This window comes from Leucobacter allii, assembly GCF_022919155.1.
Taxonomy (GTDB): domain Bacteria; phylum Actinomycetota; class Actinomycetes; order Actinomycetales; family Microbacteriaceae; genus Leucobacter; species Leucobacter allii.
Window position 1 is genome coordinate 2,230,052 of sequence record NZ_CP095045.1, and the last position, 22,250, is coordinate 2,252,301.

The window sequence follows — 22,250 nt, forward strand, 5'->3', positions numbered from 1 at the left end:
AAGGAGACCATCATGCCTCGCGTACTGCTTGCCGGAGAGAGCTGGACGATCCACGAGATCCATCAGAAGGGCTTCGACACCTTCACGAGCACCTCGTTCGACACCGGCGCCGACGCCTTCATCGCGGCTGCGGCGACGCAGGGCATCGAGGTCGAGCAGATGTACGGGCACGACGTGCCCGCGAAGTTCCCGCGCACGGCGGAGGCGCTCTCCGCCTACGACGTCGTCATCATCTCCGACATCGGCGCGAACTCCTTCCTGCTCACCCCCGAGACCTGGAAGCGCGGCGAGCGCAGCGACAACTCGCTCCGCGCCCTCGTGGAGTGGACCGAGCAGGGCGGCGGCCTCATGATGGCTGGGGGCTACCTCAGCTTCCAGGGCATCAACGCGGCCGCGAACTTCGCCCGCTCGCCGATCGCCGAGGTGCTCCCCGTCGGCATGCTGCTCTGCGATGACCGCGTGGAAGCGCCGGAAGGCGCCCCGGTCGCCGTCGCGGACGCCGGTCACCCCCTCGCTCCGCTCCTCTCCGGCGCGCCCGAGCTGCTCGGCTACAACGAGGTCTCGGCCCGCGAGGACGCGCGCGTCGTCGCCACGGTCGGGGACCATCCGCTCCTGGCCACCCGCGAGGTCGGCTCCGGACGCACGCTCGCCTGGACCTCCGACATCGGCCCGCACTGGTGCCCGCAGCCCTTCCTCGACTGGGACGGCTTCGCCCCCCTCGTGGGCGGCATGCTCCGCTGGCTCGCGGACGAGGCGGCGTGATGGCGACCCCGGTCATCATCGACTGCGATCCCGGGCACGACGACGCGGTGGCGATCCTCCTCGCCGTCGCCTCCCCCGAGATCGACCTCCGGGCCGTCACCACGTGCTTCGGCAACTGCGCGCTCGAGGACGCGACGCGCAACGCGATCCAGATCCTGGACCTCGCAGGCGCGGCCGACATCCCCGTCGCCGCGGGCGCGGCCGGGCCGCTCGCCGGCGCGCAGGCGCTCGGCAACTACGTGCACGGGACGAGCGGCCTCGACGGGCCCGAGCTCCCCGCCCCCAGCCGCGAGCCGGACCCCCGCGGGGCCGTCGCGCTCATGGCGAGCGTCCTCGACGCCGCCGAGGAGGGCGTCACCCTCGTGGTCACCGGCCCGATGACGAACGCCGCGCAGCTCTTCCGCGACCGCCCCGATCTCGTCGGACGCGTGACCGAGATCGTCTTCATGGGCGGCTCGACCGAGCGCGGCAACCACACCCCCTCCGCCGAGTTCAACACCTTCGCGGATCCCGAAGCGCTCGACGAGGTGCTGCGGACCGGTCTCCCCCTCCGCATGGTCGGCCTCAACCTCACGCATCAGGCGCTCGCGACCCGCGAGGTCGTCGACCGCATGGTCGCCATGCCCCACGCCGTGGGGCAGACCTGCGCGGCCTGGATGGGGTTCTTCGGCGATTCCTACCACCGCGTCTGGGAGTTCGACGCGCCCCCCGTGCACGACCCCTGCACCGTCGCCGCGCTCATCGACCCCGGCGTCATCGTGTGGCGCGAGGCGTTCCTCGCGGTCGAGCTCGACGGGCGCTGGACGCGCGGCGAGACCGTCGTCGATCTGCACGGACGCTACCCCGAGGAGCCGCGCAACGCCCGCGTCGCCATGACGCTCGACGCGCCGCGGTTCTGGGATCTCGTCCTCGACGCGCTCGACCGGCTCGGAGCCCGCGGTGACTGAGCCGGCGTCCCCCGGCGACGCCGTGGGACCGCGGGGCGGAGACCGCCCCGCGGTCGCCGTCGTCGGCTCCGTGAACCTCGATACGACCGTGCGGGTGCCGCACATCCCGACGGCCGGGGAGACCATCCTCGCCTCGGACACCGCGTCCTCGCCGGGCGGCAAGGGGGCGAACCAGGCGGCCGCCGCGGCCGCCGCGGGCGCCGCGGTGCGGTTCATCGGGGCGATCGGCGCGGACGCCGTTGGCGAAGCCGCCGTGGCCGGCCTCCGCGCCTTCGACGTCGACCTCTCGGAGCTGCAGACCGTCGCGCACGCACCGAGCGGCGCAGCGACCGTGGTCGTGGCCGACGACGCCGAGAACCTCATCATCGTCACCTCCGGCGCCAACGACCACCTCGACCCCGACCTCGTCGCAGCGGCGCTCGACCGTCGGGCGGGTCCCGTGCTGCTCACGCAGCTCGAGACGCCGCTGGCCGTCCTCGCCGAGTGCGGCCGGGCGCGCGCTTTCGCGTGGCGGATCCTGAACCCCGCCCCCATCTCCGCCGATCCCGGTCTGCGGCCGCTGCTGGCCGGCTTCACCCTGCTCGTGCCGAACCGCACCGAGCTCGCGCAGCTCGCGGGGCTTCCGGTGCCCCGCACCATCGCGGAGGTGAGCGCCTGCGTCGCCGCGCTCGGCTTCGACGGCGACGTCGTCGTGACGCTCGGCGCGGACGGGGCCGCCCTCTACCCGGCCGGGGGCGGCGCCGCACCGGAGGCGCCGCGGACCTTCGCGCCGCCTCCGGTGCGGGCGATCGACACCACCGGGGCCGGTGACGTCTTCTGCGGCACGCTCGCGAGCGGGCTCGCCGCGCACGGCGACCTCGAACGGGCCGTCGCGGACGCGGTGGAGGCCTCGGCGCGCAGCACGGAGCTCCCCCGCGCGCAGCTCGTCCCCGGTGACGCGGCGGTGGCGCGATGAGCGCGGACACCGCGGGCCGCGCGGGCCGCGCGGAGATCGACCGCATCGAGTCGGAGTGGGAGCACCTCGCCTCCCTCGTGTCGTCGTCGCTGCCCGGGTGGTCGCGGACCGGTTTCAGCGAGGAGGATCGAGCGGCGCGCGACTGGGTGCTGCAGCGCATGCGCGACGCCGGACTCGACGCCCGCCAGGACGCCGCAGGCAATGTCATCGGCTACCTCGAGGGCGAGGTCCCCGGCGCCCCGGACATCGTGATCGGCAGCCACTCGGACACCGTGCCGGGCGGCGGCCGCTTCGACGGCATCGTCGGGGTGCTCGGGGCCATCGAGGTCGCCCGCATGCTCAGGCGTTCGGGCACGCGGCTGCGCCGCGGGCTCCGCGTGGTCGACTTCGCGAACGAGGAGGGCAATCCGCAGGGCGTGAAACTGGTGGGCTCGCGCGCGGTCGCCGGCAGCCTCGACGCCGCCGCGCTCGCGAGCCGGGACGCGGCGGGCACCACGCTCGCGGCGCTCATGGCGGGCGCGGGGCACCGGCCCGAGGAGCTCGCCTCCGCGCGGTGGCGGGCGTCCGACATCGCCGCCTACCTCGAGCTGCACATCGAGCAGGGTCCCCAGCTCGAGGCGCAGAACGCCGACATCGGCATCGTCACGAGCATCTGCGGCATCACCACGTTCTCCCTCGAGGTGCGTGGACGCCGCGACCACGCCGGCACCATGCCGATGGACGTGCGGCAGGACGCCATGTGCTGCGCCGCAGACGCCGTGCTCGCGGTGCGCCGCGTCGGCTCCTCCGGCACCGCCACCGTCGGCACGGTCGGGCAGCTGACGACGCCGAGCCCGCTCACGAACACCATTTCCGAGGCGGCGACGGTGACCGGGGAGTTCCGCAGCCCCGAACGCGCCGAACTCGAGACGATGCAGACGGCCTTCGCCCGCGAGCTCGCGGAGCTCGACGGGATCCATCGCACCTCGAGCGCGCTCGCCTGGGGCACCTCGACGCGCCGACGCCGATGGACCAGCACCTCTCCGGCCTCGCGCTCGCGGCCTCGCTCGAGCTCGGGCACGAGACCGTGCAGCTCTACTCCGGTGCCACGCACGACGGCGTCGCGATCGCGGAGCTCGCCCCCTCGGCGATGATCTTCATCCCGTCGCGGGACGGCAGGAGCCACTGCCCCGAGGAGTGGAGCGACTTCGCCGATGTCGCGACGGGCATCGAGGTGCTGCTGGAGACCGTGCTGCGCGTCGACGCCGCCCCGTGACCGGCGGGCCGGGCTAGCGCGGCCGCGTCGCCGGCGCGCCGAGCTCCGTCACGAGCGTCAACGCGCCCGCCGCGTCGGGGCCGGAGAGCTCGAGGCCCGCGTCCGCCGCCCAGGCGAGCATTCCCGCGACGTCCGGGATGTCGGCGCGGGATCGGGCGAGCCGGGCGACGAGATCGCCCTTCGCCGCCTTGTTGAAGTGGTTGAGCGCGCGCACCTCCCCGTCCGCCCCGCGCTGCACGACCGCGAGCGGATGCCCCACCCCTGCGGGCAGCGGCGCGAGAGCCGCGTAGTCCTGCGAGCGCAGATCGAGCACGAATCCGGCGGCCGACCAGTCGAGCTCGGCGTGCGCTTCGCGCCAGATCCGCTTGAGCGGCACCGGCAGCTGCGGCAGGCGGGAGCCCGCGGACAGGCGGTAGGCGGGGATCGGATCCCCGGCCCCGATGAGTCCGAAGAGCGCCGATTGCACGCGTACGTGCCCGTCGATCCACGAGCGCGCCCCGGCGTCGAGCTCGGACACCGCGAGCGCGTCGTAGAGCACCCCCGTGTAGCGCTCGATCGCGGGGAGCACCCCGCTCGAGCCGAGGGAGAGATTATGGGCGAGCTCGCCGCGGTTCTTCGCACCGAGCTTGAGCGGCTTCGCCGCGGCCTCCGGGTCGCGGCTCAGCTCCTCGAGCGCGACGCGCACCCGGCGGCGCGCCTCCCCCAGCGCCGCGGCGTGCCGCAGCGCGTCGGCGTCGAGGGCGTCGGCGCCGCCCGGGCGCTTGGTCTCGGAGGGCGGCAGGAGGACGAGCATGGCGGGCCTTTCCGGGGTGGGTGGGAGACGACGAGGGGCCGGGCGCGATCCCGAAGGATCTCGCCCGGCCCCGCGTGCGGAGAGGGAGCTACACGAGCGCGGCCGCTCCCGCGACGATCGTGACCGAGTCGTGGTCGACGGACAGGAAGCCGCCTTCCGCGTCGACCGCGATCTTCTCGCCGCCCGCGGTCGTCACGCGGACCTGGCCTTGCGCGAGCAGGGCGAGCAGGGGCTCGTGACCGCCGAGGATGCCGATCTCGCCCTCGACCGTCTTCGCGATGACCTGGGAGGCTTCGCCCTCCCAGACCTTGCGATCGGCCGAGACGACGCTGACGTTGAGCGAGGCCATGGCTTACGCCAGGTCCTTCTGCATCTTCGCCCAGTTCTCCTCGACGTCGGAGATCGCGCCGACGTTGAAGAACGCCTGCTCGGCGACGTGGTCGAACTCGCCCTTGGCGATCGCGTCGAAGGACTCGATCGTGTCCTTCAGCGGCACCGTGGAGCCCTCGACGCCGGTGAACTTCTTCGCCATGTAGGTGTTCTGCGAGAGGAACTGCTGGATGCGCCGTGCGCGCGACACGGTGATCTTGTCCTCCTCGGAGAGTTCGTCGACGCCGAGGATCGCGATGATCTCCTGCAGCTCCTTGTTCTTCTGGAGGATCTGCTTGACCGTCGTCGCGACGCGGTAGTGGTCCGCGCCCAAGTAGCGCGGGTCCATGATGCGGCTCGAAGAGGTCAGCGGATCGATGGCCGGGTAGAGGCCCTTCGACGCGATCTCGCGCGAGAGCTCCGTGGTGGCGTCGAGGTGGGCGAACGTCGTCGCCGGTGCCGGGTCGGTGTAGTCGTCCGCGGGGACGTAGATCGCCTGCAGCGAGGTGATCGAGTGGCCGCGGGTCGAGGTGATGCGCTCCTGGAGGATGCCCATCTCGTCGGCGAGGTTCGGCTGGTAGCCCACGGCGGAGGGCATGCGGCCGAGCAGCGTCGAGACCTCGGAGCCGGCCTGCGTGAAGCGGAAGATGTTGTCGATGAAGAGGAGCACGTCCTGCTTCTGGACATCGCGGAAGTACTCCGCCATCGTCAGCGCCGACAGGGCCACGCGCAGACGCGTCCCCGGCGGCTCGTCCATCTGGCCGAACACGAGCGCGGTCTTGTCGAAGACGCCGGCCTCGTCCATCTCGTGGATGAGGTCGTTGCCCTCACGGGTGCGCTCGCCGACGCCGGCGAACACGGAGACGCCGCCGTGGTCCTGCGCCACGCGCTGGATCATCTCCTGGATGAGGACGGTCTTGCCGACGCCCGCGCCGCCGAACAGGCCGATCTTGCCGCCCTGCACGTACGGGGTGAGGAGGTCGATCGACTTGATGCCGGTCTCGAAGAGCTGCGTCTTCGACTCGAGCTGGTCGAAGGCCGGGGGCGTGCGGTGGATGCTCCAGCGCTCGCTGACCTCGATGGTCTCGCCCTCCGGGAGGTTGAGCACGTCCCCGGTCACGTTGAAGACCTTGCCCTTGGTGACGTCGCCGACCGGGACGGTGATGGACTCACCGGTGTCGACGACCTCCTGGCCGCGGACGAGGCCGTCGGTGGGCTTCAGCGCGATCGCGCGGACGAGGTTGTCGCCCAGGTGCTGGGCGACCTCGAGCACGAGCTTCAGCGGCTCGGAGCCCTCGCCGAAGTCGATGGTGGTCTCGAGAGCGTTGTACACGGCGGGGATCGCGTCGTGCGGGAACTCGATGTCGACGACGGGGCCGGTCACTCGAGCGATCCGCCCGACAACCTGGGTGGCCTCAGTCGCCACTGCGGCGGTTTCGGTCATGTTTCTCTCTCTTCGTAGCTAAATCAGCCGGACAGCGCGTCGGCGCCGCCCACAATCTCGGAAATCTGCTGGGTGATCTCGGCCTGGCGCGCGTTGTTCGCGAGACGGGTGAAGTCGCGGATCAGCGCGTCGGCGTTGTCGCTCGCGGACTTCATGGCCTTCTGCGTCGCGGCGTGCTTGGCTGCGGCGGACTCCAGCAGGGCGTTGAAGATGCGCGACTCGATGTAGGCCGGCAGCAGCCGGTCGAGCACCGTGTCGGCGTCCGGCTCGAACTCGTACAGCGACTCCGGCGCGTCCGTCGCCTCGGCGACGCCCTCGACGACCTGGAGCGGGAGCAGGCGGTGCACCTCGGGAACCTGGCTGACCATGCTGATCAGGCGGTTGTAGACGAGGTGGATCTCCTGCGCGCCGCCCTCGGCCGCGGGCCGGGCGAAGACCTCGAGCAGGGCCTCGGCGACCTCCTTCGCGGTCTCGAAGCCCGGGTTCTCGGTGTCCCCCACCCACATGCGCTCGGCGGCGCGGCGGCGGAACGAGAAGTACCCCTGGGCCTTGCGGCCGATCAGGAAGTAGACGACCTCCTTGCCCTCTTCGCGCAGCAGCTCGCTGAGCTCCTCGGCTTCGCGCAGCACCTGCGAGTTGAAGGCGCCGGCGAGGCCGCGGTCCGAGGTGAAGATCACGACGGCGGCCCGCTCGACCGTCTCGGCCTCGGTCAGCAGCGGGTGGTCGGTGTTCGAGTGCGTGGCGACGGCGGACACCGCGCGGGTGATCGCCTGGGCGTAGGGCGTCGAGGCCTCGACGCGCGCCTTCGCCTTCTGAATGCGCGAGGCTGCGATCAGCTCCATCGCACGGGTGATCTTCTTGGTCGTCTGGGCAGAGCGGATCCTCTGCCGGTAGACCCGAAGTTGCGCTCCCATGTCTCTCCTGTACTGGTCGGGGCGTGCTGGTCAGATGCAGCGGGCCGGCGGGGGCGTCGCCCCCGCCGGGCACCGGCTACTTCTTGACGACCAGCTGCTCCTGCTTGATCTCGGCCTCGTCGAGCGCATCGAACTGCTCGCTCAGGCTCTGACCGGCGGACGTGCGGAACTCCGACTTGAAGGTCGCGATCTTCGCCTCGAGCTCGGCGACCGTGTCGTCGTCGAGGACGTTGGTCGCGCGGAGCGTGTTCAGCGCCTCGGAGTTGCGGCCGAGGTAGTCGAGGAACTCGCGCTCGAAGCGGAGGATGTCCTCGACCGGCACCTCGTCGAGGTGCCCCTTCGTGCCGGCCCAGATCGACACCGTCTGCTCCTCGACCGGGTACGGGGTGTACTGCGGCTGCTTGAGGAGCTCGGTGAGGCGGGCGCCGCGCTCGAGCTGCTTGCGGCTGGCCGCGTCGAGGTCGGACGCGAACATCGCGAACGCCTCGAGGGCGCGGTACTGCGCGAGCTCCAGCTTGAGCGTGCCGGAAACCTTCTTGATCGACTTCACCTGCGCGTCGCCGCCCACGCGGGACACCGAGATGCCCACGTCGACCGCGGGCCGCTGGTTCGCGTTGAAGAGGTCCGACTGGAGGAAGATCTGGCCGTCGGTGATCGAGATCACGTTCGTGGGGATGTACGCCGAGACGTCGTTCGCCTTCGTCTCGATGATGGGCAGGCCCGTCATCGAACCGGCGCCGAGCTCGTCGGACAGCTTCGCGCAGCGCTCCAGCAGGCGGGAGTGCAGGTAGAAGACGTCGCCCGGGTAGGCCTCGCGCCCCGGCGGACGGCGCAGCAGCAGCGACACGGCGCGGTAGGCCTCGGCCTGCTTCGACAGATCGTCGAAGATGATGAGGACGTGCTTGCCGCCGTACATCCAGTGCTGGCCGATCGCCGAACCGGTGTAGGGGGCCAGGTACTTGAAGCCGGCGGGGTCGGAGGCCGGGGACGCGACGATCGTCGTGTACTCCATGGCTCCGGCGTCCTCGAGCGCGCCCTTCACCGAGGCGATGGTCGAGCCCTTCTGGCCGATCGCCACGTAGATGCAGCGCACCTGCTTCGAGACGTCGCCCGACTCCCAGTTGGCCTTCTGGTTGATGATCGTGTCGATCGCGATCGCGGTCTTGCCCGTCTGGCGGTCGCCGATGATGAGCTGGCGCTGGCCGCGGCCGACGGGGATCATGGCGTCGATCGCCTTGATGCCGGTCTGCATGGGCTCGTGCACCGACTTGCGCTGCATGACGCCGGGCGCCTGGAGCTCGAGCGCGCGGCGGCCCTCGACGCCGGCGATCTCGCCGAGGCCGTCGATCGGGTTGCCGAGCGGGTCGACCACGCGGCCGAGGTAGCCCTCGCCCACCGGCACGGAGAGCACCTCGCCGGTGCGGGTGACCTGCTGGCCCTCCTCGATACCGGTGAACTCGCCGAGCACGACGACGCCGATCTCGTCCTCCTCGAGGTTCTGCGCGAGGCCGAGCGTGCCGTCCGCGAAGCGGACGAGCTCGTTCGCCATGACGCCGGGGAGGCCGGCGACGTGGGCGATGCCGTCCGCGGCGTCGACCACCGTTCCGACCTCGGTCTTCTCCGCCTGGGCCGGCTCGTACGACGCTGCGAAGTCTTTCAGCGCGTCGCGGATCTCGTCCGGGCTGATTGAGAGTTCTGCCATTTCGTTTCCTCTGTCTGGTCCGGAAGCGCCGCCCCGGGGGTAAAAAGTAGTGCGCTAGGCCGCGAGCTTCTGGCGCAGATCGTCCAGGCGTGCCCGGACGCTGCCGTCGATCACGTCGTCGGCGAGCTGGATGCGGATGCCGCCGATGAGCTCCGGATCGATGACCGTGGTCACCTTCACGGGGCGTCCGGCCGACTGCTCGAGGAGTCCCGCGAGCCGCGTCTGCTGAGCCGCCGTGAGCGGGGCCGCGACGGTCACCGTCGCCAGCTCGCTGCCGCGCTGGTCAGCCGCGATGCGCGCCGTCTGCCGCAGGGCGACGTCGAGACGCCGGCCGCGCGGGTTCGCGACGAGGTGGCGGACGACCGCGACGGTGGACGCCGCGATCCTGCCGTCGAGGAGGCGAGCGATGAGCGTCGCCTTCGCGGCGGGATCGCCGAGCTTGCTGCCGAGGCTGAGCTGAAGCTCGTGGTTGCGGTCGACGAGGTCGGCGACGAGCAGCAGCTCGTCGGACAGCTCGGCGTTGCCGAGGGCTTCGGCGCGCAGGCCGAGCTCCTCGACGCCCGCGACGAACTCGGAGACGTTGGACCAGCGGCCCGAGACGGCTGCCGTGAGCAGGGCGCGCGCGTCAGCGGAGAGACCGCCGAAGAGGCGCTCCACCACCTGGGACTTGCTCTCGGCCGCGGCCGAGGCGTCCCCGAGCGCCGAGGCCAGCGCGGGCGCGGCGTCGATCTGCGCGGCGACCTGGAGCAGCTCGATCCCGGCGGCCGGGTCGAGGCCGTCCCGCAGGGCGGTCTGCGCCTGGGCCAGTGCTTCGCGTGACGCGCTTCCCATTACTGGGCTGCCTTCTCGGAGGCCTCGAGATCCGCGAGGAAGCGGTCGACGAGCGCCGAGGCCTTCTGGTCGTCGGCGAGCGACTCCCCGACCACGCCGGAGGCGAGGTCGATCGCGAGCGAGCCGACGTCCTTGCGCAGCGACACCACCGCGCTCTGGCGCTCAGCCTCGATCTGCGCCTGCGCCGCCTGGGCGATGCGGGCCTGCTCGGCCGTGGCGTCGTCCTTGGCCTTGGCGACGATCTTGGTCGCGTCGGCGCGTGCGGCGTCGCGGATCTCACCGGCCTCCTGACGGGCGCTGGCGAGCTGCGCGGTGTACTCCTGCAGCGCGGCCTCGGCCTTCGCCTGGGCCTCATCGGCCTTGGCGATGTTGCCCTCGATCGCCTCGGCGCGCTGATCGAGCATCGTCTGCATCTTCGGGAGGAAGACCTTCCAGAATGCGACGAGGATGACGGCGAAGACGACGAGCGACCACACGATGTCGTAGGTCGCCGGGAGCAGCGGGTTGTGATCCGCACTCTCAGCAGCGACGAAGACTGTGTTAATCATCAAGCCCCCCTTTCGAGACTAGAAAGGTGAGAGCGGATTAGAAGATGAACGGCGTCGCGATCGCGATGAACGCGAGCGCCTCGGTGAAGGCGATGCCGATCCACATGAGGACCTGCAGGCGGCCGGCGAGCTCGGGCTGGCGGGCGACACCCTCGATCGTCTTGCCGACGACGATACCCACGCCGATGGCGGGGCCGATGGCGGCGAGACCGTAACCGACGGTTGCGATGTTGCCCGAGATTTCAGCGAGAACAGACACGGTATGTGTTTCCTTCCGTATTTGAGTGCGGCGGTTGCCGAACCCGGTGGGTTAGTGCTCTTCAGCCAGCGCGAGCTGGATGTAGACGGCGGTGAGAAGCGTGAAGACGTAGGCCTGCAGCACTGCGACGAGGATCTCGAAGAGCGTGAAGGCGAAGCCGAAGGCGAAGGTGCCGACCCCGAACAGCTTGAAGAAGCCGTCCCCCGAGAAGAGGAAGAACTGGGTGGCGGCGAACAGCAGCACGAGCAGCAGGTGGCCGACCATCATGTTCATGAGGAGTCGGAGCGTCAGCGTGACCGGGCGGATGACGAAGGTCGAGATGAACTCGATCGGCGTCACGATGATGTAGATCGCCTTGGGCACGCCCGAGGGGAAGAGGGAGTTCTTGAAGAAGTTGCCCGGGCTCTTCTTGATGCCCGCGTAGATGAACGTCACGTAGGAGACGGCCGCGAGCACGAGCGGGAAGCCGATCACCGCCGATGCCGCGATGTTCAGACCGGGGACGATGCCCGTGATGTTGAAGGCGAGGATCGAGAAGAAGATCGCAGCGAGGATCGGCAGGAAGCGCCGGCCGTCGATCTTGCCGAGCAGATCCTCCGCGATGTTGACGCGCACGAAGTCGATCGCCATCTCGGTGAGGGACTGCCCTCGGGTGGGGATGACCCGCATCCGACGCGTGCCGAGCCAGAAGAGCACCAGCAGGATGACCGTCATGAGCACGCGGATCATCATGATCCGGTTCATGGCGAAGGGCGTCCCCTCGAACAGCACGATGTCCGGGAAGAACTCGGCCATGGTCGGCGCGTGGAATTCACCCTCTTCGGCCGCGAAGAGGACAGGGGTCACGAGGTGCATAGCGTTAGCGAACAGCGCCATTCTCCTGACGTCGGTGCGGCATCAGCCGACACGGTGTCGAACGGTGGTCGTGCCCCGCACCGAAACAGGCATAACGAAGGCCACCCGGCAGGGAACGTCTTTAGTCTAGCAGTGATTTCCGCCGTGGGAGAAACCCGCGGGCGGATTCTCCATCACCTGTCCGAGACGACGGGGATGCGGGATTTCGCGATGATGAGCACGTCGAGCGCGAGGGAGGCGATGACGCTCGCGATGACGCCGAAGAAGAGGATCCGCGTGTCCAGCCACGGCTGATCACGCAGCAGGACGACCGCGACGATGAATGCGATGAACTTCAGCACCCAGCTGCCGAGCACGATCCCGAAGAAGGCCACGATGTACGAATCGCTCTCGACGAAGCGGTTCGCGAAGGCGATGCTGCCCACCGTCATCAGCAGGAAGACGCCTCCGAGCGCCGTGCCGATCACGCCGCCCCAGAGCCCGGGCTGCCCGGAGACGAGCAGGCCGAGCACCGCGAAGACGATCATCAGCCCGACGGTGACCACGAGCCCCCAGCGCAGCGCTTTCAGCAGCACGGGCTGCGAGGCGGGCATCGGCCGAGGCGCGGGCTGCTCGGCCTGCGGGGTGGGGTCGCTCACTCGGAGGTCCTTTCATCGGATCCGTCGGCGACCGTGACGGATCGCTGATCGGCGGGTGCGGCGCGGGCGGTGCGCCCGGACCACGATATCAAGCCCCGCTGGACCAGAGCCCGGCGCACGCGCCGCGCCGGCAGCAGCAGCAGCGCCGAGCACAGCGCGGCCCCGGCCACGAGGACCGCGATCGGCAGCGCGAAGCTCTGCAGCACGAACACGAGCAGCACGGCGACGGAGAGCACGGCCGTGCCGGTGTAGAAGATCAGCACGGCCTGCACCGGCGAGTGGCCCATGTCGAGGAGGCGGTGGTGGAGGTGCTGGCGGTCGGCGGAGAACGGGCTCTTCCCCGCGCGCAGCCGCCGGAAGACGGCGAGCGAGAAGTCCGCGAGCGGCAGGGCGAGCACCGCGACCGGCAGGATGATGGGGATGTAGCTCGCGAGCACGAGCTTCTGATCGAGCGACGCGGGGTTCAGCTGCCCGGTGACGGAGACGGTCGAGGTCGCCATGAGGAGCCCCACCAGCAGCGCGCCGGTGTCCCCCATGAACATCCTGGCCCGGTGCCAGTTGTACGGCAGGAACCCCGCGCACGCGCCGACGACGACGATCGCGATGAGACTCGCGAGGGTCACCGAGTCGACGCGCCCGGCCTGCGCGGCGAGCAGGCGCGTGTAGATGAAGAAGAGCGAGTTCGCGATGATCGCGACGCCGGCGACGAGACCGTCGAGCCCGTCGACGAAGTTCACCGCGTTCATGACGAGCGTCATGAGGAAGACGGTAAGCACGAAGTTGAGCGCGGGAGACCCGACGATGAGCGTGTCCCCGAAGGGCAGCGAGACGATCTGCACGCCCTGCCAGGCCAGCAGCCCCGTCGCCGCGAGCTGCGCGGCGAGCTTGATCATCCAGTCCAGGTCGAGCAGGTCGTCGAGGATGCCCACGGCGGCGATGATCGCGCAGGCGCCGAGCAGTGCCCACATCTTCGCGGCCTGGGCGAAGACGGCGGCGAACTCCGCCTGTCCGGCCGCCAGGGCGAACGCGACGAGCACGCCGATGAACATCGCGATGCCGCCGAGCCTCGGGGTCGGAGTGCTGTGCACGTCCCGCGCGCGCACCTCCGGCGCCAGCCCGAAGCGACGGCTCAGCCGCAGGACGACGAAGCACGCCGCCGCCGTGACGAGCGCCGCGACGGCGCCGACGAGCAGGTACGGGAGCATCTCAGCCCTCGATCGCGACCTTCGGCAGCAGCTCCGCGATCGCCTCCCGGGTGACCCCGCCCGCGCGGAGGATGCGCAGCGCGCCGCCCTCCGCCGTGGTCTCCGTCGCATCCACGATCGTCGAGGCGGTGCCGCCGCCCGCGACCTCGCCGGCCTCGAGGTAGACGGTGATCGCGTCGCCGAGCATCCCCCGGGCCTCCGCGGCGGAGCGCGCCGCCGGCTGCCCCGTGAGATTCGCCGAGGAGACCGCGAGCGGCCCCGTCTCCTGCAGGATCTCGAGGGCGAGGGGATGATTCGGGATCCGCAGCGCGACGGTGCCGCCCGTCTCCCCGAGATCCCAGCTCAGCGAGGGGTTGGCCCGCGTGATGATGGTGAGCCCGCCGGGCCAGAAGGCCTCGGCTAGCGCCGTGATCGGCTCGGTGACCTCCGCGGCGAGCGCGGCGAGCGTGCCCGTGTTCGGGATCAGCACCGGGGGCGGCGACTGGCGCCCGCGGCCCTTCGCGGCGAGCAGGCGCTCGACGGCCTCGGGCGTGAAGGCGTCGGCCGCGACCCCGTAGACCGTGTCCGTGGGGAGCACGATGAGCTCCCCCTGCCCGATCGCCCGGCGCGCGGTACGCGTCCCGGCGAGCAGCTGCGACGGATCAGAGCAATCGAAGACCTCGGCCATAACCGCCGATTCTACTCGGTCGCGCCCGGGAGGAGGGTCGGCGCGAGCGCCGTGGTGGTCCGATCGCGCCGCGTGAGGTCGGGGTGGGTCGCGGCCGCACGCCAGCCGTCGGCCGCGAGGATCCGGCGGATCGCCTCCCCCTGGGTCTCCGCGTGCTCGAGGACGATCAGCCCGCCCGCACGCACGAGGGTGCGCGCCGAACGGCTGATGGCGCGCACGAGGTCGAGGCCGTCGGCGCCGCCGTAGAGCGCGGCCTCCGGATCGTGATCCCGCACCTCGGGATCCCGCGGCACCATCCCGTCGGGCACGTACGGCGGGTTCGAGACGAGCACGTCGACGCGTCCGCGGATCGCGTCGAGCTCCGCGATCTCGTCGAGGGCGCGGACGTCGCCCGCGAGGAGGCCCACCCGCCCGTCCCCCCACTCGGCGACGTTGCGCTCGGCCCACGCGCGCGCGTGCGCGTCGCGCTCGACGGCCCACACGCGGGCGCGCGGCACCTCCTGCGCGATCGCGAGCGCGATGGCGCCGCTGCCCGTGCACAGGTCGACCGCGATCGGCTCCGCCGCGGGCACGAGCTGCAGCGCATCGATCGCGAACTGGACGACGGTCTCCGTCTCGGGCCGGGGCACGAAGACGCCAGGCCCCACGGAGAGCTCGATCGTGCGGAACGGCGCGCGCCCCGTGAGGTGCTGCAGCGGCACGCGCCGCGCACGCTCGGCGGCGATCTCCTCCGCGCGCGCCGCCGCATCCGCGTCGACGCGCGACCCCAGCAGCGCGAGCGCCTGCACCCGCCCCCGGGAGACCCCCAGGGCGTGGGCGAGGATGAGCTGCGCCTCTCCCGCCGGATCCTCGATCCCGCCGCGCTCCAGCGCATCCTGCAGTCGCGCGAGCAGCATCACCGCGTCGTTCCCGTCCCGTTCATCCACGCCCCCAACTCTGGCATACGCCGCGCGACGCGCCGGCGACGCGGGGAATGCCCCGCGTCACGGGGCGTTGCATTGCATAACTCACGGACACCCCTCGGATAACCGGACACTATAGTTTGAAGTGGTCATCACCCAGCACGCAGAGCACCAGCAGAGAGGTCACGCACCCATGGCACGGACGTACGACAACATCACGCAGGCCTTCGGCAACACGCCGCTGGTCCGACTCAACCGCGTCACCGAGGACGCCGGGGCCGAGGTCTACGCGAAGCTCGAGTTCTACAACCCCGCGGGCAGCGTGAAGGATCGCATCGGCATCGCGATCATCGACGCGGCGGAGCAGTCGGGCGCGCTGCAGCCCGGCGGCACGATCGTCGAGGGCACGAGCGGCAACACCGGCATCGCGCTCGCCTTCGTCGGCGCGGCGCGCGGCTACCGCGTGATCCTCACGATGCCCGAGACCATGAGCGTCGAGCGCCGCAAGCTCCTCGCCGCGTACGGCGCCGAGATCGTCCTCACCGAGGGCCCCCTCGGCATGAAGGGCGCCGTCGCCAAGGCCGAGGAGATTGCGGCGGCGACGCCGGGGGCCGTCCTCGCGCAGCAGTTCGCGAACCCCGCGAACCCCGCGATCCACCGATCCACCACCGGCCCGGAGATCTGGAACGACACCGACGGCGCCGTGGACATCCTCGTCGCCGGCATCGGCACGGGCGGCACGATCACCGGCGCCGGCGGCTACCTCAAGGAGCAGAACCCGGAGATCGCGGTCGTCGCCGTCGAGCCGGTCGACTCCCCGCTCCTCACCGAGGGCACGGCCGGCCCCCACAAGATCCAGGGCCTCGGCGCCAACTTCGTGCCGGACATCCTCGATCGCGAGGTGTACGACGAGGTCGTCGACGTCACCCTCGCGGACTCCATCGCGAAGGCGCGGGCGCTCGGCACCGACGAGGGGATCCTCGCCGGCATCTCGGGCGGCGCCGCGGTCTGGGCCGCGACGCAGGTCGCGAAGCGCCCCGAGAACGCGGGCAAGAAGATCGTCGTCATCGTCCCCGACTTCGGCGAGCGCTACTTCTCCACCGTGCTCTTCGAGGACCTGAACGTCTGAGCCCCGATCGCTAAGGGTCCGGGGCGCGGGCGCGCCGTGCGCTGCGGTTCCGCCCGCGCCCCGGACGGCGCCGCTCGGCGGCCCCGCTCCCGATCCGCACCCCACCGCACCCGATCCCCCGATCCGAGAGGAACGGACGACGTGAGCCTCTTCTCCCGCATCCGCGAGGACATCGCGGCCGCGCGCGCCACCGACCCGGCGGCGCGCGGCGGCGTATCGGTGTTCCTCATCTATTCGGGCCTGCACGCCGTGTGGTGGCATCGGGTGTCGCACGCGATGTGGGCGCGCGGCATGCGCTTCCTCCCCCGCGCGCTGTCGCAGCTCGTCCGCTTCGGCACCGGGATCGAGATCCACCCCGGCGCCACCATCGGGCGACGGCTCTTCATCGACCACGGCATGGGCGTCGTCATCGGCGAGACCGCGGTCATCGGCGACGACGTGCTCATCTACCACGGGGTCACCCTCGGGGCACGGGGCACCAGGGCGGCAAGCGCCACCCGACGATCGGGGACCGCGTCGTCATCGGCGCGGGGGCGAAGCTCCTCGGCGGCATCGAACTCGGCCACGACTGCGCGGTCGGCTCGAACGCCGTCGTCGTGCGCTCAGCCGAACCGTGGACCACGCTCACCGGCATCCCCGCGCAGGGCCGGCCGCGTCGCGGCGCCCCGGTCGCCGAGCAGCCGGACATGGCCGACTTCTACGTGATCTGACCGCCGAGCGCCGACGGACTACCGCAGGGTGCGGCCGTGGTCGTCCATCCAGCGCTTCGTGCGGCGCTGCTCGATGACGATCATCGTGATCCCGAGCAGCCAGAACGGGATCTGCACCGCGAACGCCCACTTGAACGCCCCCAGCGAGTAGTGCTCGGGCGAGCCCGCGCCCTGGAGGTCCAGGGCGAAGCCGACGAGCAGGATCACGAGCAGCGACGCCGTGAAGCCGCCCGTGTTGACGAGCCCCGTGCCGAAGCCGGAGAAGCTCCGCGGCGTGTGCGAGCGGGACACCTCGAAGGCGATCATCGACGCGGGGCCGCCGAGGGGCATCACGACGAGCAGCAGGATGAGCAGCCACAGGGGCGGCTCCCCCGGCCAGAGCAGCACCGCGATCCAGGTCAGCGCGATCGCGCAGGTGATGCCGACGTGGATCCAGACCCGCCGCTCCAGGAAGCGCGAGCTGAGCGGCCCGAGGAACACGCCGGCCACCATCGACGATACGACCGTGAGGCTGAGCAGCCCGGACGCCGCGGCGGGGCTCAGCCCGACGCCGCCGGTGAGGAAGGGCGTGCCCCACAGCAGCAGGAACACGTTCACGGCGAACGGCGAGCTGAAGTGTACCCAGTAGGCCAGCCGCACGCCGGGCATGCCGAGCAGGCGACGCGTGCGCTGCCAGAATCCGGCGACGCCGCCGCGCGGCGCCTGCACGACGGCGAGCATGGACGTGGAGGGCGGCGGCATCCCCCCGCCTCCGGTGCCGGAGGCGGCGCCGAGCGACTCCGCCTCGCGGCTGGTCCGGCCGAGCCGGCCCGTCCAGCGCTCGAGCATCGTGCCGCCGCCCGGCCGGTCCCGCAGCACGACGACGCCGAGGATCACGAGCAGCAGGCCGGCGGCGGCGATGCCCAGGAAGCCGCTCGCCCATCCGAAGGCGTCGACCACGAAGGCGAGGGGGGTGACGGAGACGAGCTGGCCGGCCTGGCCGATGAGCGCGGTGACCTGGCTGAGCGTCGGCAGCTGCCTGACCGCGAACCACTCGGGCAGGATCCGCATCACGCTGATGAAGGTGCAGGCGTCCCCAGCGCCCACGAGCACGCGCGCGAGAATCGCGAAGCCCACGTCGTTCACGGTCGCCATGATGACCTGGCCGCCGAGCATGAGCACGCCGCCGATGAGGATCATCCCGGTACTGCCGATCCGATCCAGCAGCACCCCGACCGGGATCTGCAGCGCGGCGTAGACGACGAGCTGGATCACCGGGAAGGTGGCCAGCGTCGTCGCGTCGATGCCGAAATGCTCCTGCGCCGCGGGGCCGAGGGCCGCGAGCGAGGAGCGGTTGACGATCGCGACGGCGTAGGAGACGGCCGCGACCCCCCACACGACCCAGGGCAGGATCGGTCTCGCACGGCGCATACCGCCATGCTAGTCCTCGCCGCGCCCCGGGACGGACCGCGGCGGCGGTGCGTCCCGGGGCGGGTGCGGCGGTGCGTTCCGGGGCGGCGCGTCCGGGCGGGGCGGGGCGTCCGGGCGGTGGCGCGTCCGGGTGGGGGCGGAGCGTCCGGGCGCGGCGGCGGTGCGTCCGGGCGCGGCGGCGGTTCGGGATCAGCCTCGCGACGGGAGCGGCGGACCGTCGGGGAAGTCGCTCCGTGTGAGGTCCATGAAGAGCGCGTCCTCGAGGTGCCCGCCCGGGCGCACCTGGTAGTCCCGGAGCACGCCGATCGTGCGGAAGCCGAGCCGCTCGTAGCTGCGGATCGCCCCGGCGTTGCCGACGTTCGGGTCGAGGGTGACGCGCGTGATGCCGTCGGCGAACTCCTGGGCGATCGCGAGCGCGAGCGCCTCCTCCCCGATGCGCCGACCGCGGAAGCGGGTGCCGAGGAAGATGTGCATCACCGTCGTGGGGTACTCGGGATCCTCGCCGCGCAGCACGTACATGGCGCCAGCGCACTCCCCCTCGACCTCGATGATGCGCGCGGTCTCGGGCGCATCGATGAACTCGCGCTGCACGCGCTCGGGCGTGTATCCCACCCACCACACGGCGACCTCGGGCTCGGCGAGGATCGCCATCAGCGGATCGCGGTCCTCGGGCCGGGGCGCGCGGAGGGTGACGAGGGGGCCGACGAGCGGCGCTGCGGGGGCGGTCATGGGCCCAGCGTAGCGGGGAGACGGACCGCAGCGCGATCCCCGAGCCACGGTGGCGGTCCCCAGACCCCCTTGCGGGTCGGCGGGGAACGAACCGCGGTGCGCACGCGCGCGGCGGTCGTCGTTCCGCAGCGCGGCACGCGGATCGGCTCGCGGAGCGGCACGCGTCCCGCGGAGCTGCCCGCGTCCCGCGGAGCTGCCCGCATCCCGCAGAGCCGCCCGCATCCCGCCGAGCCGCCCTCGTCCCGCAGAGCCGCCCCGGCAGCAGCTCGGCGGCGCGGTACTGGCCGATCGAGCTGCCCGCGTCCCGCGGAGCTGCCCGCGGAGCGACGATTCCCTCCCCATCCGACTTCGCGCCACCCCGATCCTCACCGGCCCCGCCCTCCCCCGGAGACAGGCGCACGCTCGGTCGGAGATGCGGCCTCGGTGAGCCCGCTTCGCCGTTTTCGGCATCACCGAAGCCGCATCTCCGACCCAAGGAACCGCCCGTCTTCGCGGCGCCGGCACTTCCCGATCGACCCCGGGCCCCGGCGAGCTCGCGACCATTCGGCCGGGCCCGCGCGCACGCGCCGTTCCCTCGCGCCTGCGCCCCGCGCGCACGCGCCACTCCCCCGCGCGCACCCGCCATTCCTCCGCGCCTGCGCCCCGCGCGCAGGCGCCGTCCGGCCTCCGGCTCCCCGGCGGCGATGCAGTGACCCCTCGAACGAGCCCGCCGGTCACACCGCCCGGTGCAGCCCCTGGGCGACGGCCTCCATGATCTGCGTCTGCACCTCGTGCCAGCGGTACATCACCGCCGCGTAGCCGACGCGGATCACGTAGTACCCGCGCCTGGTGAGCAGGCTGTCGAAGTCGTTGTCTGCATCGCGCTGCGGCCCGACGTGGTCGCCTCCGTCGATCTGCAGCACGAGGCGCTCGCCGATGAGCAGGTCCACGCGATGCCCGTAGAGGTGCGCCTGCGGCACCAGCCGGACGCGCAACCAGCGCAGCCGGTGCCCGACGAGCGACTCGAGCCCGGAGTCGTGGAACGGCCGGCTCTCGCGCAGCAGACGCCGCGCCTGCCCACGGAAGGGCAGGCGCGCGAGCGCCGGCAGCTCCACCAGGCGCCGATTGAGCGCCGATTCCCAGACGACGAGCGCCTGCTCGAACGGCCGGCAGGCGGCGACGTACTGCAGCACGTTCGGCACCGAGTCCTCGATCGTCCCCGGCGGCCTCGGGACGAGCGGGGACGCCCAGTGCACGACGCACCCAGGAGCGGATGCACGCGCGGAACGCGTCGCGACGACGTGCGGCTGCTCCCGGGTGCGGTCCTCCGCCCCGAATGCCCACAGCCCCAGTCGCTTCGCCTGCGTGATGCAGCTGAGCACGACCCCGCCCTCGACGGCGCGCAGCAGCTCGGGGTCGGCGTGCGGCAGCGCGACCCAGCCCCGCCGGGGCCGGCGGAGCACACCGGAGGCGACGGCCGCGGCGATCCGGCGCGCCGGGATCCCGCGCTCCAGCAGCACGCGCGTGCGGGTGATTCCGCCCTCCGCTTCCAGCACCGGTCGAATGGACATGCTCCAGGCTCGCCCGCCGCGGCGCGGGCGGCGAGGCGGCGGGCGGAATCTGTGCAGAACACGCCGCGGGATCGCGGTTCGGCAGCATTGGGGGCGGCATGGCCGCAACGAGGTCTGCGGGCGACGGCAGAGCATGTCCGGAGCGGGGCGCCGCGTTCAGGAGGGGGTGCCGCGGTTGGGAGGGGGCTGCCATTGGCGCTACGTCGGTCGGGATGCGGCTTCGGTGAGCCTGGGCAGAGCGATGCGGGCTCACCGAAGCCGCATCCCCTACCGAGGGAGCACGGGCGAGTCAGTGGCGGACGGTGCGGCGCGCACGCCGCCGCACGGCTTGCGGACGCAAGGGCAGGCGGACGCGCGTCCGGCAGGCGCAAGCCCGGGAAGCGCAAGCCCGGGAAGCGCAAGCCCGGCAGGTGCAAGCCCGGGAAGCGCAAGCCCGGCAGGCGTGCACGCCGACGCGCAGCCCGCAGACGCGCGAGCGGCAGGCGCAAGCCCAGCAGGCGCAAGCCCGGCAGGCGCAAGGCCGCCGGCGCGCGGCGGAGCCGCTACTGTCCCAGAGCCTTGAGCCGATCCTCCTCGTCCATGCGGATGCAGGACTCGATGACAGGGTCGAGGGCGCCGTTCATCACGGCGTCGAGGTTGTACGCCTTGTAGCCGGTGCGGTGGTCCGCGATGCGGTTCTCGGGGAAGTTGTACGTGCGGATCCGCTCCGAGCGATCCATCGTGCGGATCTGGCTCGAGCGGTGCGCCGAGGCCTCGGCCGCGACCTCCTCGGCCTGCTTCGCGAGCAGGCGCGCGCGGAGCACGCGCATCGCGGCTTCGCGGTTCTGCAACTGCGACTTCTCGTTCTGCATCGCGACGACGATGCCCGTGGGCAGGTGGGTGATGCGGACCGCGGAGTCCGTCGTGTTCACCGACTGCCCGCCGGGGCCCGAGGATCGGTAGACGTCGATCTTCAGGTCGTTCTGATTGATCTCGACCTCCTCGGGCTCATCGACCTCGGGGTAGACGAGCACGCCCGTCGTCGAGGTGTGGATGCGCCCCTGGGACTCGGTGACGGGCACCCGCTGCACGCGGTGCACGCCGCCCTCGTACTTGAGGTGCGCCCACACGCCCTGCGAGGGGTCGGAGGCGTTCGACTTGATGGCGATCTGCACGTTCTTGTACCCGCCGAGGTCGCTCTCGTCCTTCTCGAGCATCTCGGTCTTCCAGCCCTTGGACTCCGCGTAGTGCAGGTACATGCGCAGCAGGTCCGCGCCGAAGAGCGCCGACTCGGCCCCGCCCTCGCCGCCCTTGATCTCGAGGATCACGTCGCGCGCATCGTCGGGGTCCCGCGGGATCAGCAGGCGTCGCACCCGCTCCTGCGCCTCGGCGAGCTGCTGCTCGAGCTCCGGGATCTCCTCCGCGAAGGCCTCGTCCTCCTTCGCGAGCTCGCGCGCCGCCTCGAGATCGTCCCCGAGCTGCGCCCAGTGCTCGTGCGCGGCCTTGATCTTGCTGAGTTCGGCGTACCGCCGGTTCACCCGCTTCGCGCGCGAGGCATCCGCGTGCAGCGCGGGATCGGCGAGCTCCTCCTGCAGCTGCGCGTGCTCCGCGAGCAGCGTCTCGACCTGTTCGAACATCTTCCTTACCCTCCACGTCTGCGCGGCCGTGTGCGGCTCGCGGCGTCGCCCCGGATGCAC

22 protein-coding genes and 2 pseudogenes are annotated in these 22,250 nt (G+C 71.6%); 7 read left to right on the forward strand and 17 right to left on the reverse strand.

Annotation, left to right across the window (positions count from 1 at the left end; genetic code table 11):
- Positions 1–12 precede the first annotated feature (12 nt).
- The 5 genes and pseudogenes from MUN78_RS10380 (at position 13) to MUN78_RS10400 (ending at position 3,919) form a co-directional block, all read left to right on the forward strand.
- The gene (locus MUN78_RS10380) at positions 13–762 is read left to right on the forward strand and encodes a glutamine amidotransferase (RefSeq protein WP_244689666.1); all 750 of its coding nucleotides are present in this window, start codon (positions 13–15) and stop codon (positions 760–762) included.
- A complete protein-coding gene (locus MUN78_RS10385) occupies positions 762–1,709 on the forward strand; it encodes a nucleoside hydrolase (RefSeq protein ID WP_244689667.1) in 948 nt (315 codons plus the stop codon). Before MUN78_RS10380 ends, MUN78_RS10385 begins: the two co-directional genes overlap by 1 nt.
- Positions 1,702–2,664: a PfkB family carbohydrate kinase gene (locus MUN78_RS10390; protein ID WP_244726307.1), complete on the forward strand. Its 963-nt coding sequence runs from the start codon at positions 1,702–1,704 to the stop codon at positions 2,662–2,664. Before MUN78_RS10385 ends, MUN78_RS10390 begins: the two co-directional genes overlap by 8 nt.
- A pseudogene (locus MUN78_RS10395) lies at positions 2,661–3,590 on the forward strand (hydantoinase/carbamoylase family amidase); the annotation flags it as partial. The gene MUN78_RS10390 and the pseudogene MUN78_RS10395, both read left to right, overlap by 4 nt.
- A gap of 80 nt (positions 3,591–3,670) precedes the next feature.
- On the forward strand, positions 3,671–3,919 hold the full coding sequence (locus MUN78_RS10400) for a M20/M25/M40 family metallo-hydrolase (protein ID WP_244726309.1): 249 nt from the start codon (positions 3,671–3,673) through the stop codon (positions 3,917–3,919).
- Positions 3,920–3,932: 13 nt separating this feature from the next.
- Here the strand turns inward: MUN78_RS10400 and MUN78_RS10405 are convergent, their stop codons facing one another.
- The 13 genes from MUN78_RS10405 to prmC all read right to left on the reverse strand — a co-directional run bounded on the left by MUN78_RS10405 (position 3,933) and on the right by prmC (position 15,040).
- A complete protein-coding gene (locus MUN78_RS10405; protein ID WP_244726311.1) occupies positions 3,933–4,712 on the reverse strand; it encodes a YaaA family protein in 780 nt (259 codons plus the stop codon).
- A gap of 88 nt (positions 4,713–4,800) precedes the next feature.
- A complete protein-coding gene (locus MUN78_RS10410; RefSeq protein WP_244689674.1) occupies positions 4,801–5,061 on the reverse strand; it encodes a F0F1 ATP synthase subunit epsilon in 261 nt (86 codons plus the stop codon).
- Positions 5,062–5,064: 3 nt separating this feature from the next.
- Positions 5,065–6,525, reverse strand: coding sequence for a F0F1 ATP synthase subunit beta (atpD, locus tag MUN78_RS10415; RefSeq protein ID WP_244689676.1), 1,461 nt, complete (start codon positions 6,523–6,525; stop codon positions 5,065–5,067).
- A gap of 23 nt (positions 6,526–6,548) precedes the next feature.
- Positions 6,549–7,439, reverse strand: a complete 891-nt coding sequence (locus MUN78_RS10420; protein ID WP_244689677.1) for a F0F1 ATP synthase subunit gamma — start codon at positions 7,437–7,439, stop codon at positions 6,549–6,551.
- Between the two features lie 76 nt (positions 7,440–7,515).
- Complete coding sequence (atpA, locus tag MUN78_RS10425; protein WP_244689679.1) at positions 7,516–9,141, reverse strand: F0F1 ATP synthase subunit alpha; 1,626 nt, start codon at positions 9,139–9,141, stop codon at positions 7,516–7,518.
- Positions 9,142–9,195: 54 nt separating this feature from the next.
- Positions 9,196–9,972: a F0F1 ATP synthase subunit delta gene (locus tag MUN78_RS10430; protein WP_244689681.1), complete on the reverse strand. Its 777-nt coding sequence runs from the start codon at positions 9,970–9,972 to the stop codon at positions 9,196–9,198.
- Positions 9,972–10,520, reverse strand: a complete 549-nt coding sequence (locus MUN78_RS10435) for a F0F1 ATP synthase subunit B (RefSeq protein WP_244689683.1) — start codon at positions 10,518–10,520, stop codon at positions 9,972–9,974. Before MUN78_RS10435 ends, MUN78_RS10430 begins: the two co-directional genes overlap by 1 nt.
- 37 nt (positions 10,521–10,557) lie before the next feature.
- The gene (gene atpE / locus MUN78_RS10440; RefSeq protein ID WP_166325026.1) at positions 10,558–10,779 is read right to left on the reverse strand and encodes an ATP synthase F0 subunit C; all 222 of its coding nucleotides are present in this window, start codon (positions 10,777–10,779) and stop codon (positions 10,558–10,560) included.
- 51 nt (positions 10,780–10,830) lie between these two features.
- Complete coding sequence (gene atpB / locus MUN78_RS10445) at positions 10,831–11,634, reverse strand: F0F1 ATP synthase subunit A (RefSeq protein WP_244689685.1); 804 nt, start codon at positions 11,632–11,634, stop codon at positions 10,831–10,833.
- A gap of 173 nt (positions 11,635–11,807) precedes the next feature.
- Positions 11,808–12,272, reverse strand: coding sequence for a Cg1360 family ATP-synthase-associated protein (locus MUN78_RS10450; RefSeq protein ID WP_244689687.1), 465 nt, complete (start codon positions 12,270–12,272; stop codon positions 11,808–11,810).
- Complete coding sequence (locus tag MUN78_RS10455; protein ID WP_244726312.1) at positions 12,269–13,477, reverse strand: MraY family glycosyltransferase; 1,209 nt, start codon at positions 13,475–13,477, stop codon at positions 12,269–12,271. The genes MUN78_RS10450 and MUN78_RS10455 overlap by 4 nt, the downstream gene beginning before the upstream one ends.
- Before the next feature lies 1 nt (position 13,478).
- Positions 13,479–14,144 carry an L-threonylcarbamoyladenylate synthase gene (locus MUN78_RS10460; RefSeq protein WP_244726314.1) on the reverse strand — a complete coding sequence of 222 codons (666 nt, stop codon included), beginning with the start codon at positions 14,142–14,144 and terminating at the stop codon, positions 13,479–13,481.
- A gap of 11 nt (positions 14,145–14,155) precedes the next feature.
- Complete coding sequence (gene prmC, locus MUN78_RS10465) at positions 14,156–15,040, reverse strand: peptide chain release factor N(5)-glutamine methyltransferase (RefSeq protein WP_244730060.1); 885 nt, start codon at positions 15,038–15,040, stop codon at positions 14,156–14,158.
- 199 nt (positions 15,041–15,239) lie between these two features.
- On the opposite strand from prmC, the gene cysK reads away from it, so the two are divergent.
- Both cysK and cysE read left to right on the forward strand, forming a co-directional pair.
- The gene (gene cysK, locus MUN78_RS10470) at positions 15,240–16,175 is read left to right on the forward strand and encodes a cysteine synthase A (RefSeq protein ID WP_244689693.1); all 936 of its coding nucleotides are present in this window, start codon (positions 15,240–15,242) and stop codon (positions 16,173–16,175) included.
- Between the two features lie 141 nt (positions 16,176–16,316).
- Positions 16,317–16,885, forward strand: a pseudogene (gene cysE / locus MUN78_RS10475) (serine O-acetyltransferase).
- An 18-nt stretch (positions 16,886–16,903) separates the two neighbouring features.
- Here cysE and MUN78_RS10480 read toward each other — a convergent pair.
- From MUN78_RS10480 to prfA, 4 genes are all read right to left on the reverse strand, one after another.
- Entirely contained in the window at positions 16,904–18,295 is a 1,392-nt protein-coding gene (locus MUN78_RS10480) for an MFS transporter (RefSeq protein ID WP_244726316.1), read from the reverse strand.
- Between the two features lie 189 nt (positions 18,296–18,484).
- The gene (locus MUN78_RS10485; RefSeq protein WP_244726317.1) at positions 18,485–19,024 is read right to left on the reverse strand and encodes a GNAT family N-acetyltransferase; all 540 of its coding nucleotides are present in this window, start codon (positions 19,022–19,024) and stop codon (positions 18,485–18,487) included.
- A gap of 713 nt (positions 19,025–19,737) precedes the next feature.
- Entirely contained in the window at positions 19,738–20,574 is an 837-nt protein-coding gene (locus tag MUN78_RS10490; RefSeq protein WP_244726319.1) for a type IV toxin-antitoxin system AbiEi family antitoxin domain-containing protein, read from the reverse strand.
- 542 nt (positions 20,575–21,116) lie between these two features.
- Positions 21,117–22,190, reverse strand: coding sequence for a peptide chain release factor 1 (prfA, locus tag MUN78_RS10495; RefSeq protein WP_244726321.1), 1,074 nt, complete (start codon positions 22,188–22,190; stop codon positions 21,117–21,119).
- Between the last annotated feature and the right edge of the window lie 60 nt (positions 22,191–22,250).